We start from the raw sequence: 14,965 nt of genomic DNA, 5'->3' as shown, positions 1-14,965 counted from the left end.
ATAAGGAGCACCAGAACTTTATAAACTAAATATAATATAATCTTATGAAAGTCTACTGTGTATAACAGCACTAGAGGATTACAGCACAAGTAACCAAACAAAAAAAGTTGCTAAGGTGTATGGTACCTTGACACCTATAAAAGAAAAAAGCTCAACAATTATATTGTTGAGCTTTGCATTTCTGCGGAGAAAGAGGGATTCGAACCCCCGGAGGTGTGACCCTCAACAGTTTTCAAGACTGCCGCATTCGACCACTCTGCCATTTCTCCTGAGTGCCTCATCAGGTATTCCCTGAATGCGGGTGCAAATATATAAAGGTTTTCTTATCTAATAAAGCCTTTTCTTAATTATTTTTCATCTCTTTATTTCTGTCTATTTTTCAGACAAATGAAAAGATTGAATTTCAGTTATTTATTACCTTTCCGCCATGGTAAATCCCCTTGTAAGTATTGTTATTCCCTTTAAAGATGTTGATGAATATTTTGAAGAATGCCTGAATTCCATACTAAATCAGACCTATAAAAATTGGGAAGTTATTGCTATTAACGATCATTCTAGTGATAATAGTTTAGCCATTGCCAATACTTTTGCAACCAAAGATGCTCGATTTAAAATATATTCCAATGATGAATCTGGCATCATAACGGCTCTCAGAAAAGCTTATCGACATAGCAAAGGCGAATATATTACCAGAATGGATGCCGACGACCATATGACCAAAGACCGTATTGAAATAATGGTTACCTCATTAATACAAAAAGGAAAAGGTCATCTTGCCGTTGGTAAAGTAAAGTACTTTTCTGAAAAGGGTGTCAATGATGGCTACGACCGTTATGAAAAGTGGCTGAACAAATTGACAGCTAGCGGAGACAATTTTAAAGAGATATACAAAGAATGTGTGATTCCCTCTCCCTGTTGGATGGTTCACAGGGCTGACTTTGAAGCATGCGATGCATTCAATCCAGACCGTTATCCAGAAGATTATGATCTGGCTTTTCGTTTTTATGAAAAAGGGTTGCAATGCATACCTTGTACTACTACCCTACACTACTGGCGAGATTATGACCATAGAACATCGCGCACCAGCGAGCACTATGCACAAAATTATTTTTTGGATATAAAACTGTTTTATTTCTTGAAACTTGAACTGCAACCAACTCACAAGTTAGTGGTTTGGGGAGCAGGTAAAAAAGGGAAGACAATAGCAAGTTCTTTAGTGGAAAAAGACATTCAATTTCATTGGGTCTGCGATAACCAAAAGAAAATAGGGAAAGATATTTATGGTGTTAAGTTGCTACATTATTCCGCATTGAAGAACCTTGAGCATTCCAAAACAATAATAACCGTTGCCAATGAAGAGGAACAAGTGCAGATCAAATCATTTTTTCAAAAATTGAATCTAAAACCTGCAATAGATTACTACTTCTTTTGCTAATCTCAGTTTCAAAAAATAATAGTTGTATTCTCACAAACTTCTAAATTCAAAATAATTATCTTTGACCTAATCAAAATTAGGAATGCAATTTAAATATCCAGAACTTCTTTGGGGTCTTTTACTACTACTTATTCCTATATTAATTCATCTATTTCAATTACGCCGTTTTAAGAAAACACCATTTACCAATGTAAAATTCTTAAAACTAGTAGTTTCTGAATCTAGAAAGAGTAGCTCATTAAAAAAATGGCTATTGTTATTTGCCAGAATGGGATTATTGGCAGCTTTGGTAATCGCCTTTGCCCAGCCCTTTATTGCCAATAGTACCGCACTTCAAGAAAAGGAAACGGTATTTTATTTAGACGATTCATATAGTATGAACGGACAAGTGGAAGGCAGCAATCTCTTTAATAACACCATTCAAGATTTTATTAAATATATTCCAAAAGACAAACGATTTACACTATTTACCAATAAACAGGTCTTTAAGAATGTAGTAGTGAGTGATATTCAAAACGAACTGCTGAATCTTACCGTTTCTTCTGAACAACTAGATATTAACGAAATTGTTTTAAAAGGAAATACTTTCTTTTCCAAAAACAATGCATCACAAAAGAACCTGGTTCTCATATCGGATTTTCAACAGCGCATGGGCAATCCTACTGAATTAGATACTTTAGAGAATATCAACATTGAGTTTATTAAACCAATTAATTCTCAAATTAAAAACACCTCAATTGACTCTGTTTTCATAGGCGATCGAACAAATGAGAACATAGAGTTAATAGCACAATTGAGTACAAATACGGAAGATGAAACAATACCCGTTTCCTTATTTAACGATGATAAACTTATTGCCAAAACTGCCGCAAAGTTCAATAATGGAAAAAAGGCTGAAGTAAGTTTTACCATCAACGCTAAAGATATTCTTTTGGGTAAAGTAGCCATTACCGATACAGGGTTGGACTATGACAACCAGTTCTACTTTAATATTGACGAAAAGTCGAAAATTAATGTGTTGGCAATCGGTAATTCTTCTGCCGACTTTTTAAAGCGTATTTACACCGATGATGAATTCAATTTTTCTACAAGTTCTTTAAGTCAGTTGAATTATAGTAGTATCGAAAATCAAGATTTAGTAATACTCAATGAAATTGAAAACTTGCCAAGTTCACTGGTTACAGCAATAAACACTTTAAGTAAAAATGGTGGAAGTTTTGTTTTAATACCGGCAACCAATGGCGACACCAATTCATACAATACCTTAGCAACATCTTATTACAATAGCCAATATAGCAATACCATTGCTCAAGAAGCAGCAATTTCCAACGTTATAACGGCACATTCCCTATTTACAAATGTATTTGAAAAACAGGTAACCAATTTTCAGTTTCCAAAAGCAAGTGGGCATTTTAAGATCAATACTAAGGCACCAATAGCTATTGAATTTCAAAATAAAGACCCTTTTTTAATTGGCAACGAAGGTGCGTATTTCTTTTCTGCAGCGTTAAATAATGATAACTCTAATTTTAAAAACTCCCCGCTAATAGTTCCCGTCTTTTATAACATGGGCATGAACAGCTTAAAGCTCCCTCCTTTATATACCAGCATTGGAAATAACACAGAGGTGGAGGTACCTATTACATTGCAACAAGATGATATTATAAAAATATCGAGCGAAAACAATGAGTTTATTCCGCAACAACGTGTGCTTCCTAAAAAAGTACAGATTAATTTTATGGACAATCCTACAGATGCGGGCATTTATAAAATAATGCATAATAAAAACATTCTAAGGCATATCAGCTTTAATAACAACAGAAAGGAAAGTGAATTACTTTATGCAGCACTTCCTGAAAACAGTAATACATCATTGTCGAATTTTTTTTTAGAAAGTCAAAAAAACAACGCCATAAACGAGTTTTGGAAATGGTTTGCTATTTTAGCACTGGCATTTGTTTTGATTGAAACGGCACTTCAAAGATTCTTAAAATAAGCTAATAACGAACTACCCATAACCCTATGAATGCACTCTTAAAATCAGTTACTATAGTAAATGGGAACACTACAGATCTTCATTTAAAAAAGAGAGACATTCTCATTAAGAACGGGGTCATTGAGGCTATAGAGAACCAAATTGAACCTACTGGAAAAATCAAGGTAATTGATATAAAAAACCTACATGTTTCTTTAGGTTGGTTCGATAGCGGTGTAAGTTTTGGCGAACCAGGTTATGAAGAAAGGGAAACTATTGAAAACGGACTACAAACGGCTGCAAAAAGCGGATTTACAGATGTGGTCTTAAACACCAGCAGCCACCCAACACCAGATTCAGCTTCAGATATTGTATACTTAAAAAATGCAGGAAAAGACCAATTGACAACCTTGCATCCTTTAGGAAATTTAACTGTGGGCGGTGAAGGAGAGGTTCTTGCCGAGCTTTATGATATGAAAAATGCAGGAGCTTTAGGATTCTACGATTACAAGCATTCTTTGGCAAATGCCAACATGCTAAAGATAGCCTTGCAATATGCTCAAAATTTTGATGGAATGGTATTTTCGTTTCCATTGGATAAAAGTATTTCTGGAAAAGGTATCGTAAACGAAGGAATTACAAGTACCAAATTAGGTTTAAAAGGAATACCGGCTTTAGCGGAAGAATTACAGATCGCAAGAGATCTATTCGTGTTGGAATATACTGGCGGCAAACTTTTTATACCAACGATTTCCACTGCCAAATCAGTAAAGCTTATTGCTGATGCAAAGAAGAAGGGTTTACAAGTAACCTGTAGTGTTGCAGCACATAACCTTGTGATAACCGATAGTGCCCTAGAAGATTTTGACACACATTATAAAGTATTACCACCACTTAGAACTTCAGCAGATATAAAAGCTTTACAAAAAGGTGTTGCAAACGGAACAATAGATTTAGTTACCACAGACCATACCCCTTTGAATGTTGAACTAAAACATGTGGAGTTCGATAATGCCGATTTTGGTACCATTGGTTTAGAAAGTACTTTTGGTATGCTAAATGAGTTATTCAATGTAGAAGAGACCATTGCAATACTAACAAAAGGTCGCTCTATCTTCGGGATGGAAGAACCACTATTGGAAGTGGGTCAAAAAGCGAATCTTTCCCTTTTTACCGTAAATGATACTTACGAATTTTCAAAAGATCACATTTTTAGTTCTAGTAAAAACTCCATCGCAATCGGCAAACAAATGAAAGGAAAAGTAGTGGGCGCCATTGCAAACAACCAATTAGTATTAAATGCATAAGTAGTGGAAAAAAATTCTAACATACCTGGAAAAACTACGGCTATTGTAGCCTACCTAACAATTGTAGGGGCTTTAATTGCCCTTTCCATGAATGCCGAACCACAGCACAAATTCGCTCGGTTTCATACAAGACAAGCTTTCGGACTTCACCTAATTTTTATTGCTTTTGCGCTATTAAATGCGCAATGGGGCAATGTTTATGGCTTTTATGGTCTTTACATATTCTATATTGTACTTTGGTTTTATGGCTTTATAGGCGCATTGGCAAACAAAGAACAATCGGTTCCCGTTTTGGGGCCCTATTTCCAAAAATGGTTCACTTTTATCAATTAATATCATGACAACAGCCCCCCTATCCTTAGAACATATTATTAGACCCTCTAGTCTTACCGATAAAAAACCACCTGTACTTTTTATGCTGCACGGTTACTGTAGCAATGAAGAAGATTTATTCTCTTTTGCGTCTGAATTACCTGAGGAATTATGTATAATATCCGTGCGAGCACCTTACGTTTTACAACCCTACGGTTATGCATGGTATGCCATAAATTTTGATAATGACAAAGGAAAATGGAGCGATGACGATCAAGCCAATGAATCTCGTGATAAAATAAAAAGCTTTATTGATGAAGCTTGTTCTACCTATGGCTTAGATGAAAACAATGTGAGCCTTTTAGGGTTTAGTCAAGGTACCATACTTAGTTATGCCGTGGCTTTGTCATACCCCGAAAAGGTTAATAACATTATTGCTTTAAGTGGTTATATCAATGAAAATATTCTCGTAAAAACCTATAAAGAGAACAATTTTGAACATCTTAACTTTTATTGTTCTCATGGAGACATGGATCAGGTTATCCCAATAGAATGGGCACGAAAAGCTCCTGTATTATTAGAGAAATTAAATATAAAACATGTTTTTGAAGAATTTCCCGCTGGGCATGGTGTAGCACCGCAAAATTTTTATTCGCTACAAAAATGGATTTCTACTAAACTCTAATTGCTACGGGTATATAACAAGTGATCAACTAGAGTAAAGTCTACACCAAGATCATCTTTTAGCTCATATCTAATCAATAGTTCTCCCCAATATTTTCCATCGGAAAAATCGGTCAATATCCATCTATGGTTAAGAACTTTTATTTTATTGATTTTAAAATCGTTTTGCATGCCTTCATAAGGCACTAAAGGATTATCACCCTTTTGCGCATTGGTTTCTAATAATTTATCAGCGATATAGCCAGCAGGATTTTCCAAATTTAAATGATCAAAATAAGCTAAGGCGTCATCATTATTTTCCAATGAAAAGTACTGCATATCCAATACTTTTAAAGAAGATTTCTGTACAGAATCTTTTAAAAGTTCCACTTGGTCCTCCAATTTTAAAATTTTCTCCGATCCGGCTTTTACTATGTTATTACTACTTACAAATAAGTACAGACAAATTAATGATACAAATAAAAACAGGTAAAGAAATATTTTGCTCTTCATAGTTAAATGGTAATTTTTAAATTATCATAAGCCAAATGTACATTATTAGGTAAAGATTTTTCTACCTCATTATGAAAACCAAGTAAGTGACTTATGTGTGTTAAATATGCTTTTTCTGGTTTAATTAATTCAATAAAGTCCAGAGCCTCTTCTAGATTAAAATGTGAAATATGAGGCTCTTGTCGTAATGCGTTTACCACTACCACTTTAGAACCTTTAATTTTTTCCAATTCTTCTGGCGCTATAGTTTTAACATCCGTTAAATAGGTAAAATCGCCTATTCTATACCCAAAAACCTGCACTTTATTATGCATAACATTAATGGGTGTTACCAACCTATCGCCAATTGTAAATGGGTGATTATTATTTACCAAATGAATATCAACAGTGGGTGCCCCAGGGTATTTATCTTTTTCCACAAAAATGTAGTCAAATCTTTTCTTTAAAGAGGCCACTACCCTACTATGTGCATACAGCGGAATATTACCCTGTCTAAAAAAATAGGGGCGAATATCATCTAAACCGGCAGTATGATCAGAATGCTCATGAGTATACAAAATACCGTCAAGTCGAGTTACGTTCTGCTTCAGCATTTGTTGCCTAAAATCTGGACCACAATCAATAACATAGTTATATTCTTTCCATGAAAGTAATACCGAAACCCGAAGTCTTTTATCTTTTTGATTACTACTCAAACAAACAGGATGCGTACTGCCAATAATTGGAATACCTTGAGAAGTTCCCGTTCCTAAAAAAGTAACACTTAATTCATTGGTCATGTGCTACAAATTTAATTCCTTTTTAATAAAATTGATGATGGAATTTAAATAGATTGACAGAAATGAAAGGCAATTAAAACAATTACCAAAACTTCTTCCAATTTTTCACGGCTATTGCTCGTTGTCACAACCATTCTTTATAACTTTGTTAAAAGTTAAACAGCTAACAAAATGGCATCGGTATTAAAAAGAGATAGTGTTTTTGAAAATATTCCCTCTATAAAGGCAAAAACCTTAAGAATAAATTTAAATCCGGATATCTACGGAACTTTTGCAGAAATTGGCGCCGGGCAAGAAACTGCCCGTCATTTCTTTAGGTCCGGTGGTGCATCTGGCACCATTGCCAAGGCAATGAGTGCTTATGATAAAGATTTTAGTGATGCTATTTACGGCATAGAATCTGATGGACGCTATGTAACCCAAGCAAGATTAAAAACCATGCTGGATTACGAAATGCAGTTAATGGAAGAGCGTATTAGTAGAGAAAACCACCCTGAAAGATTGTTTTTCTCATATGCAAATACAGTAGCGACCATAGATTTTTCAAAGCGTTACAAAGGTCATGGATGGGTAGGAATTAGGTACCAATTAGACCCTAATCAAAAAGAATTCGACGAGATCATTCTTCATATTCGTTTTAAGCAGAACGAAGCAAGATTACAACAAGAAACGTTGGGTATACTGGGCGTTAACTTAATTTATGGTGCTTTTTACAAATATCATAAACCAAAGAAAATGTTGAAATATCTATATGACCATATAGATAAAGATATATTGGAAATTGACATGATCAATTTCTCCGGACCAAATTTTAAAGAGGTAGATAATCGTTTAATGAGCTTACAGCTTATTAAAAATGATATGACAGATGCCGTAATGTTCGGTCCAGATGGTAATAACCTTTTACCTGCCGCCGTTCTTTACAAAAAGAACATATTGGCTTTACGTGGTAGTTTTAGACCCGTTACCAAGGTCAATTTAGACATGTTTGAAAAGTCATATGACATTTTTATTAGAGATAAAGGTGTTGATCAAAACAATACTATTGTAATTTTTGAAATAACACTTTCAAACCTAAAAGCTTCTGGTGAAATTGACGAGCAAGACTTTATGGACAGAGCAGAATTACTGTGTTCTCTAGGTCATTCTGTAATGATCTCTAAATTTCAAGAGTATTATAAATTAGTAGAATATTTTAACAATTATACCAAGAACAGAATTGGTCTTACCATGGGTGTAAACAACCTGGTAGATATATTCGATGAGAAATATTACCGCCATTTAAGTGGTGGTATACTTGAAGCTTTTGGTAAATTATTCTTTAAGGATTTACAGGTATACTTGTACCCAATGAAAAACCCAGATACCGGGCAGATCATGACAAGTAACAATGTTAAGGTACACCCACGTATGAAAGAATTGTACAAGTTCTTTAAATACAATGGAAAGGTTATGGACATTATAGATTACGAACCAGATGTTATGCATATTTTCTCTAGGGATGTTCTTAAAAAGCTTATGAACAATGAAGATGGTTGGGAAGAAATGTTACCTGAAGGCATTGCGGAAATTATAAAGCAAAAACAATTGTTCACTAGAAAAACTGAAGAACAAGAAACAAAATAAGTTTCTAAACAATACTCATACAAAGTATAAAAGCCCACTAGTAGTGGGCTTTTTATTTATTTATAAATATTGACAATCAATCTAATAACTGAGCTGCGTGGTCTTTTGTTTTTACCTTATCAATCACTTTCGTAACAATACCATCACCATCAATTACAAAGGTTTTTCTATGAATACCATCGTACTCACGCCCCATAAATTTCTTCAATCCCCACACACCAAATGCATTGATTACCGTATGATCTTCATCTGCCAATAAAGGAAAAGGAAACTCATATTTATTTCTAAAATTGGTCTGTCTTTTTTCAGAATCTGCGCTTACACCCAAAAGTTCATATCCTTGAGCTTGTAATTCAGCATAATTATCCCTTAAATTGCAAGCTTCTGCAGTACAACCTGGTGTACTTGCTTTTGGATAGAAAAATACGATTAATTTTTTCCCTTTAAAGTCTGTTAAATTGACCGTATTTCCATCTTGATCTTTTGCAGAAAACGATGGTACTTTATCACCAACTTTTAATGTATTCATCTATGATATTTTTTAAATTTGTGTTTAAATATTTTCAATCAAAATTAAACAATTAATGACGAAAGCCGAAAAAATAGCTTTTACAATTGATACTTTACAAGAGTTATATCCTGAAATTCCTGTTCCTTTAGACCATAAAGACCCATATACATTATTAATTGCCGTATTGATGTCGGCACAGAGTACAGATGTAAGGGTCAACAAAATTACCCCATTACTTTTTGCCAAGGCAGACAACCCATATGACATGGTTAAGCTAAGTGTAGATGAGATTAGGGAAATTATAAAACCCGTAGGTTTGTCTCCTATGAAAGCCAAAGGTATTCATGGTTTATCTAAAATATTGATAGACAAACATAATGGTGAAGTACCCCAGAATTTGCCAGATTTAGAAGAATTACCGGCAGTTGGCCATAAAACGGCCAGTGTGGTAATATCTCAAGCATTTGGTATACCCGCTTTTCCCGTAGACACCCATATACATAGGTTGCTATACAGGTGGGGGTTTACCAACGGTAAAAATGTGGTACAAACAGAAAAGGATGCCAAAAGATTATTTCCAAAAGAAATATGGAACGATCTTCATTTACAAATTATTTGGTATGGTAGAGAATACTCACCAGCTAGAGGATGGGATCTTGAAAAAGATATCATTACAAAGACCATTGGAAGAAAAACAGTACTTAACGACTACTATAAAAATAAAAAAACCCGCTAATTGCGGGTTTTTTTATTAATTCAAAAATGTTTCGAATTCTAAATCTTCGTATTCAAACTCATAGAGCGCTTGTGAATAGCTCAATAAGAAATTGATTGTTTTAGGACATACTTTGTTAAATCCGGTCTGTTCTTGGTAATCTGAGTAAATTTTTTCCATACTTCCTACGTTGTTACAATAAAATAACGCAGCAAATTTGGAAATATTGTTTATTTAATTTCTACTCCATATTAATTGGTAAGAACAATGTTATTTTTTTCTATGATTTTTCTAAGGTTGATTAACGCATAACGCATTCTACCAAGAGCAGTATTTATGCTAACACCCGTATTTTCAGATATTTCCTTAAAGCTCATATCTTTATAGATACGCATTAAAAGTACTTCTTTTTGATCATCTGGTAACTCTTCAACCAATTGTCTAAGATCAGTATCTATTTGATTTTTTATCAATTGTTTTTCGGCGTTCAACTTATCATCTCCAATTACAGAGAAAATATTAAAGTCATCGCTACCTTCAAACATTGGCATTCTCTTGTTTCTTCTAAAGTGATCAATAATAAGGTTATGTGAAATTCTCATTACCCATGGCAAAAATTTACCTTCTTCACTATACTTACCTCTTTTTAAAGTTTTGATTACTTTAATAAAAGTATCTTGAAAAATGTCTTCTGTGATATCCCTATCTAAAACCTTAGAATAGATAAAACTAGTAATACGTTGATTGTGTCTGTTAATTAAAATTTCAAGGGCACCTTCGTTACCATTGATATAATCCTTAACTAATTCTGAGTCTTCAATTTGTAGTTTCATACGAGTTACTTTCTTTAATTGGTTAAGATTGGGAAAATCTTTTTAGTTAATTGGTTTGTTTTTTATTTCTGATATAAAACTATAGAAAAGGGGGGCTGTAGGAAAAAGTATGTTGTCAAACCGCGTTTTTTTGATGTGAAACATCGAAAAAGTATATTTCCATACAATAAATAGTATTTAGCATAGTTCGGCGGGTAAATTGTAAGAAAGCAGCAAATGTGATAATTGCCCATAAGTATTGCAATACAATGGAATACATATATATAAGGAGTGATAATAAATTCTTGTCCTACAAGAAAAATATTCTCAATAAACTGAGTTTTTAAAAGGTTTTAAGATTTAGGCATAAAAAAACCCTTAAGCAATTACTTAAGGGTTCATATATAATGTAAGATTGTTCTTAGTTTAAATTCGTCTCGAACTGTAATCCATCTGCTTCGGTAATATTCAAAGACTTAGAATAAGATAGTAAAAACTGAATTGTTTCTGGTTTAGCTTTTACCTCTTTAGTGTTACTCTGGTTCTTTGTGTATATTTTTTCCATGCTATATGTTGTTTAGGTTCATCTAAAGAACGACACATACATGAAGATAGTAGATCCACTCGACCTAAGACCAATTAATTCGTTAAAACTATATTATTAGCTTCCACAAGCTTTCTTAAGTTGATTAAAGCGTAACGCATTCTGCCTAAAGCGGTATTAATACTCACGCCAGTATTATCGGAAATTTCCTTAAAGCTCATATCCTTATATATACGCATCTCTAGAACCTCTTGTTGATCTTCAGGAAGTTCTTTGATCATTCTTAAAAGATCAGTGTCAATTTGTTCCTTTATCAATTGCTTTTCTGCATTTAACCTATCATCACCTAATAAAGAAAAGATATTATAGCTTTCCTTACTATTGTACATAGGCATTCTATTATGCTTTCTAAAATGGTCAATGACCAAATTATGAGCTATACGCATTACCCAAGGTAAAAATTTACCTTCTTCATTATAAGCACCTCTTTTAAGGGTACGTATAACTTTCATAAATGTATCTTGAAAAATATCTTCGGTCAATTCGCGGTCACCTACTTTAGAATAGATAAAGCCGGTTAAGCGAGAATTGTGACGGTTGATCAAAGCTTCAATAGCTTTTTCGTCACCTAGAATGTATTGTTTTACTAATTGGGAATCTTCAACTTGTACTACCATAACGTTACTTGTAGGGTTAAAATGCAGCCCCAAATTCAAAAAGAATAAGGGTCTAATGGTTAAATTCTAACTTTTAAAAGTAATGTTGCGTTATAGGCGAATTGAATTATAATGAGATTCCAAAGATATAAAAAAATAAATACTCTTATAATAATGTGAAAATTTCTTCCGATAAATTTAGATAAGCGGCATTTTTTAGTTCAGAAAAAAGGCAAAGTGTATCTTTGTAATCTTAGATATTTTTATGCCCACACTTGCCGAAGTAAATCCGAAAGAGAACATTATAATTAAGGGTGCTAAACTGCACAACTTAAAAGATATAGATGTTGTAATACCTAGAAATAAGCTGGTTGTCATTACCGGTTTATCTGGTTCTGGTAAATCTAGTCTAGCTTTTGACACACTGTATGCTGAAGGTCAAAGACGCTATGTAGAAAGTTTATCTTCTTATGCCCGACAATTTTTGGGCAAGCTAGATAAACCAAAAGTAGATTATATTAAAGGTATAGCCCCCGCAATTGCTATTGAGCAAAAAGTGAACTCTACCAACCCAAGGTCAACGGTGGGCACCACAACTGAGATATATGATTATATAAAACTATTATACGCACGTATAGGCAAGACTTTTTCCCCTATTTCTGGCAAGGAAGTAAAAAAACATACCGTAACCGATGTTGTAGATCATGTAAAAAGCTATGATGAGGGCACAAAGTTATTACTACTGGCACCTATTACCATTCGGGAAGATAGAGATGCCCTAAAATCTTTGGAGTTATTTTCAAAACAAGGTTATGCACGTATTAAGTATAACGATAAGGTAATTCGCATTGACCAAGCACCCGAAGATATTGGTAAGCAATTTGATCTAGTAATTGACAGGATCATTACCAAAGACGACGAGGATTTTTATAATCGCCTGGCAAATGCCGTGGATACTGCCTTTTTTGAAGGTAAAGGCGAATGTATGATTGAGGAATTGGCAGATGGCGAACAAACACTTTTCAGCAATAAGTTTGAGCTAGATGGCATGACATTTTTAGAACCAAATGTTCACCTTTTTAGCTTTAACAATCCGTATGGTGCCTGTCCTAAATGTGAAGGTTACGGAGATGTTATTGGTATCGATGAAGATTTAGTTGTACCGAATACGGCATTATCCGTTTACGAAAATGCAATTTTCCCATGGAGAGGAGAAAGCATGAGTTTTTACAGAGATCAACTGGTCAACTCGGCCTATAAATATGATTTTCCTATTCACAAACCATGGTTTGAGCTTTCTGAAGAGCAAAAACAACTGGTATGGGACGGAAATGCCCATTTTATAGGACTTCATAAGTTCTTCGGAATGTTAGAAGAAAAAAGCTATAAAATTCAGAATAGGGTAATGCTCTCTAGATATAGAGGAAAAACCAAATGTAATGTCTGTAATGGAAAACGTTTACGACCGGAAACGGATTATGTAAAAGTTGGGGGAGCCTCTATTTCGTCTTTAGTTGGTTTGTCCATAGAAAAATTAATAACCTTCTTTAATGAACTTGAGCTGAATGAAAATGATGCTACAATTGCGTCAAGGCTTTTGGTTGAAATAAACACTCGTTTAGGTTTTTTGGATAAGGTAGGATTAAATTACCTTACCATTAACAGAAAATCCAATACCTTATCAGGTGGGGAAAGTCAGCGAATAAATTTGGCAACTTCATTAGGTAGTAGTTTGGTAGGATCCATGTACATATTAGATGAACCTAGTATAGGTTTGCATCCACGAGATACTGAAAATTTAATTGAAGTCTTGCTCTCGTTACGTAATCTAGGGAATACCGTAATTGTTGTGGAACATGATGAGGATATCATGAAAGCTGCAGATGTGGTTATTGATATAGGTCCGGAAGCCGGTACACACGGCGGTGAAGTAGTAGCTCAAGGCACTCTTGGTGAAATACTTAAATCAAAATCGCTCACAGCACAGTATTTAAATGGTAAAATGGAAATCAAAGTTCCCAAGGAACGTAGAACTTCTAAAAACCATATTACGATAAATGGCGTGCGCGAACACAACCTAAAGAATATCAATGTAACTTTTCCATTAGATATGCTTACGGTGGTTACGGGAGTATCCGGTAGTGGAAAAAGTACTTTGGTGAAGAAACTGCTGTATCCTATTGTATTAAAAGAAACCGGTGGTTATGGAGAAAAAGCAGGTCAGCATACATCCGTTGAAGGTAAATTTAAACATATTAAGCATGTAGAATTTGTAGACCAAAACCCCATTGGTAGGTCTTCACGCTCTAATCCTGTAACCTATATAAAAGCATACGACGATATTAGAAGCTTGTATGCCGGTCAAAAACTGAGCAAAATAAGAAACTACCAGGCAAAGCATTTTTCATTTAATGTTGATGGAGGAAGATGTGAGAAATGTAAAGGAGAAGGTGAAATTACCGTAGAAATGCAGTTTATGGCAGATGTGCATTTAGAATGTGAAACTTGTGGCGGTAAACGGTTTAAAAAAGAAGTATTGGAAGTAACCTTCAATAATGCCAACATTGACGATGTACTTAATATGACTATTGATGATGCTATTCAGTTTTTTGAAACCGGAGAGCAAACCAAAATTGTAACCAAATTAAAACCTTTACAAGATGTAGGTTTAGGCTATGTAACTTTAGGGCAATCATCTTCTACCCTATCCGGTGGTGAGGCTCAACGTATTAAACTGGCTTCTTTCTTAATTAAAGGAAGCACTAAAGAAAAGGCACTTTTCATTTTTGACGAACCAACAACGGGTTTACATTTTCACGATATTCAAAAATTATTAAAGTCCTTTAATGCATTAATAAAGAAAGGACATTCTATTGTAGTCATTGAACATAATATCGACTTAATAAAATGTGCAGACTACATCATTGATCTTGGACCGGGTGGTGGAGAAAATGGTGGACAATTATTAGCCGAAGGTACTCCAGAAGAGGTTGTAAAGAGTAAAAAATCGTACACAGCAAACTACCTAAAAGAGAAAATAAATTAATTTTACTCAAAAAACAAAGTATTCAAATATATTTTAAACCATTGATTATCAGCACTATAATCAATGGTTTT

The 14,965-nt window shown here is 34.2% G+C and carries 15 protein-coding genes and 1 tRNA gene; 8 read left to right on the top strand and 8 right to left on the bottom strand.

The annotated features are described in order from the left end of the window. Nucleotides 1-184: 184 nt before the first annotated feature. Nucleotides 185-269: transfer RNA gene (locus EXIGUO8A_RS14525), tRNA-Ser, on the bottom strand. A gap of 158 nt (nucleotides 270-427) precedes the next feature. On the opposite strand from EXIGUO8A_RS14525, the gene EXIGUO8A_RS14520 reads away from it, so the two are divergent. The 5 genes from EXIGUO8A_RS14520 to EXIGUO8A_RS14500 all read left to right on the top strand — a co-directional run bounded on the left by EXIGUO8A_RS14520 (nucleotide 428) and on the right by EXIGUO8A_RS14500 (nucleotide 5,714). Continuing rightward, on the top strand, nucleotides 428-1,435 hold the full coding sequence (locus EXIGUO8A_RS14520; protein ID WP_159303690.1) for a glycosyltransferase family 2 protein: 1,008 nt from the start codon (nucleotides 428-430) through the stop codon (nucleotides 1,433-1,435). 82 nt (nucleotides 1,436-1,517) lie between these two features. Further along, nucleotides 1,518-3,431, top strand: a complete 1,914-nt coding sequence (locus EXIGUO8A_RS14515; RefSeq protein WP_159303689.1) for a BatA domain-containing protein — start codon at nucleotides 1,518-1,520, stop codon at nucleotides 3,429-3,431. Nucleotides 3,432-3,457: 26 nt separating this feature from the next. Then, entirely contained in the window at nucleotides 3,458-4,717 is a 1,260-nt protein-coding gene (locus EXIGUO8A_RS14510) for a dihydroorotase (RefSeq protein ID WP_159303688.1), read from the top strand. A 3-nt stretch (nucleotides 4,718-4,720) separates the two neighbouring features. Beyond that, nucleotides 4,721-5,050, top strand: a complete 330-nt coding sequence (locus EXIGUO8A_RS14505; protein WP_116772251.1) for a hypothetical protein — start codon at nucleotides 4,721-4,723, stop codon at nucleotides 5,048-5,050. A gap of 4 nt (nucleotides 5,051-5,054) precedes the next feature. Further along, nucleotides 5,055-5,714 carry an alpha/beta hydrolase gene (locus tag EXIGUO8A_RS14500; RefSeq protein ID WP_159303687.1) on the top strand — a complete coding sequence of 220 codons (660 nt, stop codon included), beginning with the start codon at nucleotides 5,055-5,057 and terminating at the stop codon, nucleotides 5,712-5,714. On the opposite strand, the gene EXIGUO8A_RS14495 is transcribed toward EXIGUO8A_RS14500, so the two are convergent. Continuing rightward, on the bottom strand, nucleotides 5,711-6,205 hold the full coding sequence (locus EXIGUO8A_RS14495) for a hydrolase (RefSeq protein WP_159303686.1): 495 nt from the start codon (nucleotides 6,203-6,205) through the stop codon (nucleotides 5,711-5,713). The genes EXIGUO8A_RS14500 and EXIGUO8A_RS14495 overlap by 4 nt on opposite strands. A 2-nt stretch (nucleotides 6,206-6,207) precedes the next feature. After that, on the bottom strand, nucleotides 6,208-6,984 hold the full coding sequence (locus tag EXIGUO8A_RS14490) for an MBL fold metallo-hydrolase (RefSeq protein ID WP_159303685.1): 777 nt from the start codon (nucleotides 6,982-6,984) through the stop codon (nucleotides 6,208-6,210). Between the two features lie 171 nt (nucleotides 6,985-7,155). On the opposite strand from EXIGUO8A_RS14490, the gene EXIGUO8A_RS14485 reads away from it, so the two are divergent. Continuing rightward, nucleotides 7,156-8,610: a TonB-dependent receptor gene (locus tag EXIGUO8A_RS14485; RefSeq protein WP_116772247.1), complete on the top strand. Its 1,455-nt coding sequence runs from the start codon at nucleotides 7,156-7,158 to the stop codon at nucleotides 8,608-8,610. Between the two features lie 76 nt (nucleotides 8,611-8,686). Here EXIGUO8A_RS14485 and bcp read toward each other — a convergent pair whose 3' ends face one another. Continuing rightward, the gene (gene bcp / locus EXIGUO8A_RS14480; RefSeq protein WP_116772246.1) at nucleotides 8,687-9,139 is read right to left on the bottom strand and encodes a thioredoxin-dependent thiol peroxidase; all 453 of its coding nucleotides are present in this window, start codon (nucleotides 9,137-9,139) and stop codon (nucleotides 8,687-8,689) included. Nucleotides 9,140-9,194: 55 nt separating this feature from the next. Between bcp and EXIGUO8A_RS14475 the strand changes: the two genes are divergently transcribed. Continuing rightward, a complete protein-coding gene (locus EXIGUO8A_RS14475) occupies nucleotides 9,195-9,857 on the top strand; it encodes an endonuclease III domain-containing protein (RefSeq protein WP_159303684.1) in 663 nt (220 codons plus the stop codon). A 15-nt stretch (nucleotides 9,858-9,872) separates the two neighbouring features. Here EXIGUO8A_RS14475 and EXIGUO8A_RS14470 read toward each other — a convergent pair whose 3' ends face one another. From EXIGUO8A_RS14470 to EXIGUO8A_RS14455, 4 genes are all read right to left on the bottom strand, one after another. Continuing rightward, complete coding sequence (locus EXIGUO8A_RS14470) at nucleotides 9,873-10,016, bottom strand: hypothetical protein (protein WP_164674238.1); 144 nt, start codon at nucleotides 10,014-10,016, stop codon at nucleotides 9,873-9,875. 71 nt (nucleotides 10,017-10,087) lie between these two features. Next, on the bottom strand, nucleotides 10,088-10,669 hold the full coding sequence (locus tag EXIGUO8A_RS14465; RefSeq protein ID WP_058103181.1) for an RNA polymerase sigma factor: 582 nt from the start codon (nucleotides 10,667-10,669) through the stop codon (nucleotides 10,088-10,090). A 400-nt stretch (nucleotides 10,670-11,069) separates the two neighbouring features. Then, the gene (locus tag EXIGUO8A_RS14460) at nucleotides 11,070-11,213 is read right to left on the bottom strand and encodes a hypothetical protein (RefSeq protein WP_164674237.1); all 144 of its coding nucleotides are present in this window, start codon (nucleotides 11,211-11,213) and stop codon (nucleotides 11,070-11,072) included. Nucleotides 11,214-11,287: 74 nt separating this feature from the next. Beyond that, nucleotides 11,288-11,869 carry an RNA polymerase sigma factor gene (locus EXIGUO8A_RS14455; protein WP_116772244.1) on the bottom strand — a complete coding sequence of 194 codons (582 nt, stop codon included), beginning with the start codon at nucleotides 11,867-11,869 and terminating at the stop codon, nucleotides 11,288-11,290. Nucleotides 11,870-12,113: 244 nt separating this feature from the next. On the opposite strand from EXIGUO8A_RS14455, the gene uvrA reads away from it, so the two are divergent. After that, nucleotides 12,114-14,894 (top strand): excinuclease ABC subunit UvrA, encoded by a 2,781-nt coding sequence (gene uvrA / locus EXIGUO8A_RS14450; RefSeq protein WP_159303683.1) that lies wholly within the window; start codon nucleotides 12,114-12,116, stop codon nucleotides 14,892-14,894. Nucleotides 14,895-14,965 lie beyond the last annotated feature (71 nt).

Source organism: Maribacter litoralis (genome assembly GCF_902506355.1).
Taxonomy (GTDB): domain Bacteria; phylum Bacteroidota; class Bacteroidia; order Flavobacteriales; family Flavobacteriaceae; genus Maribacter; species Maribacter litoralis.
This window is presented reverse-complemented; position numbering and strand designations above follow the sequence as displayed.

What these genes read in the sequence shown, in the direction of transcription:
- EXIGUO8A_RS14520 (WP_159303690.1), top strand. Translation starts at nt 428, where the DNA reads ATGGTAAATCCCCTTGTAAGTATTGTTATTCCCTTTAAAGATGTTGAT.
- EXIGUO8A_RS14515 (WP_159303689.1), top strand. Translation starts at nt 1,518, where the DNA reads ATGCAATTTAAATATCCAGAACTTCTTTGGGGTCTTTTACTACTACTT.
- EXIGUO8A_RS14510 (WP_159303688.1), top strand. Translation starts at nt 3,458, where the DNA reads ATGAATGCACTCTTAAAATCAGTTACTATAGTAAATGGGAACACTACA.
- EXIGUO8A_RS14500 (WP_159303687.1), top strand. Translation starts at nt 5,055, where the DNA reads ATGACAACAGCCCCCCTATCCTTAGAACATATTATTAGACCCTCTAGT.
- EXIGUO8A_RS14495 (WP_159303686.1), bottom strand. Translation starts at nt 6,205, where the DNA reads ATGAAGAGCAAAATATTTCTTTACCTGTTTTTATTTGTATCATTAATT.
- EXIGUO8A_RS14490 (WP_159303685.1), bottom strand. Translation starts at nt 6,984, where the DNA reads ATGACCAATGAATTAAGTGTTACTTTTTTAGGAACGGGAACTTCTCAA.
- EXIGUO8A_RS14485 (WP_116772247.1), top strand. Translation starts at nt 7,156, where the DNA reads ATGGCATCGGTATTAAAAAGAGATAGTGTTTTTGAAAATATTCCCTCT.
- bcp (WP_116772246.1), bottom strand. Translation starts at nt 9,139, where the DNA reads ATGAATACATTAAAAGTTGGTGATAAAGTACCATCGTTTTCTGCAAAA.
- EXIGUO8A_RS14475 (WP_159303684.1), top strand. Translation starts at nt 9,195, where the DNA reads ATGACGAAAGCCGAAAAAATAGCTTTTACAATTGATACTTTACAAGAG.
- EXIGUO8A_RS14470 (WP_164674238.1), bottom strand. Translation starts at nt 10,016, where the DNA reads ATGGAAAAAATTTACTCAGATTACCAAGAACAGACCGGATTTAACAAA.
- EXIGUO8A_RS14465 (WP_058103181.1), bottom strand. Translation starts at nt 10,669, where the DNA reads ATGAAACTACAAATTGAAGACTCAGAATTAGTTAAGGATTATATCAAT.
- EXIGUO8A_RS14460 (WP_164674237.1), bottom strand. Translation starts at nt 11,213, where the DNA reads ATGGAAAAAATATACACAAAGAACCAGAGTAACACTAAAGAGGTAAAA.
- EXIGUO8A_RS14455 (WP_116772244.1), bottom strand. Translation starts at nt 11,869, where the DNA reads ATGGTAGTACAAGTTGAAGATTCCCAATTAGTAAAACAATACATTCTA.
- uvrA (WP_159303683.1), top strand. Translation starts at nt 12,114, where the DNA reads ATGCCCACACTTGCCGAAGTAAATCCGAAAGAGAACATTATAATTAAG.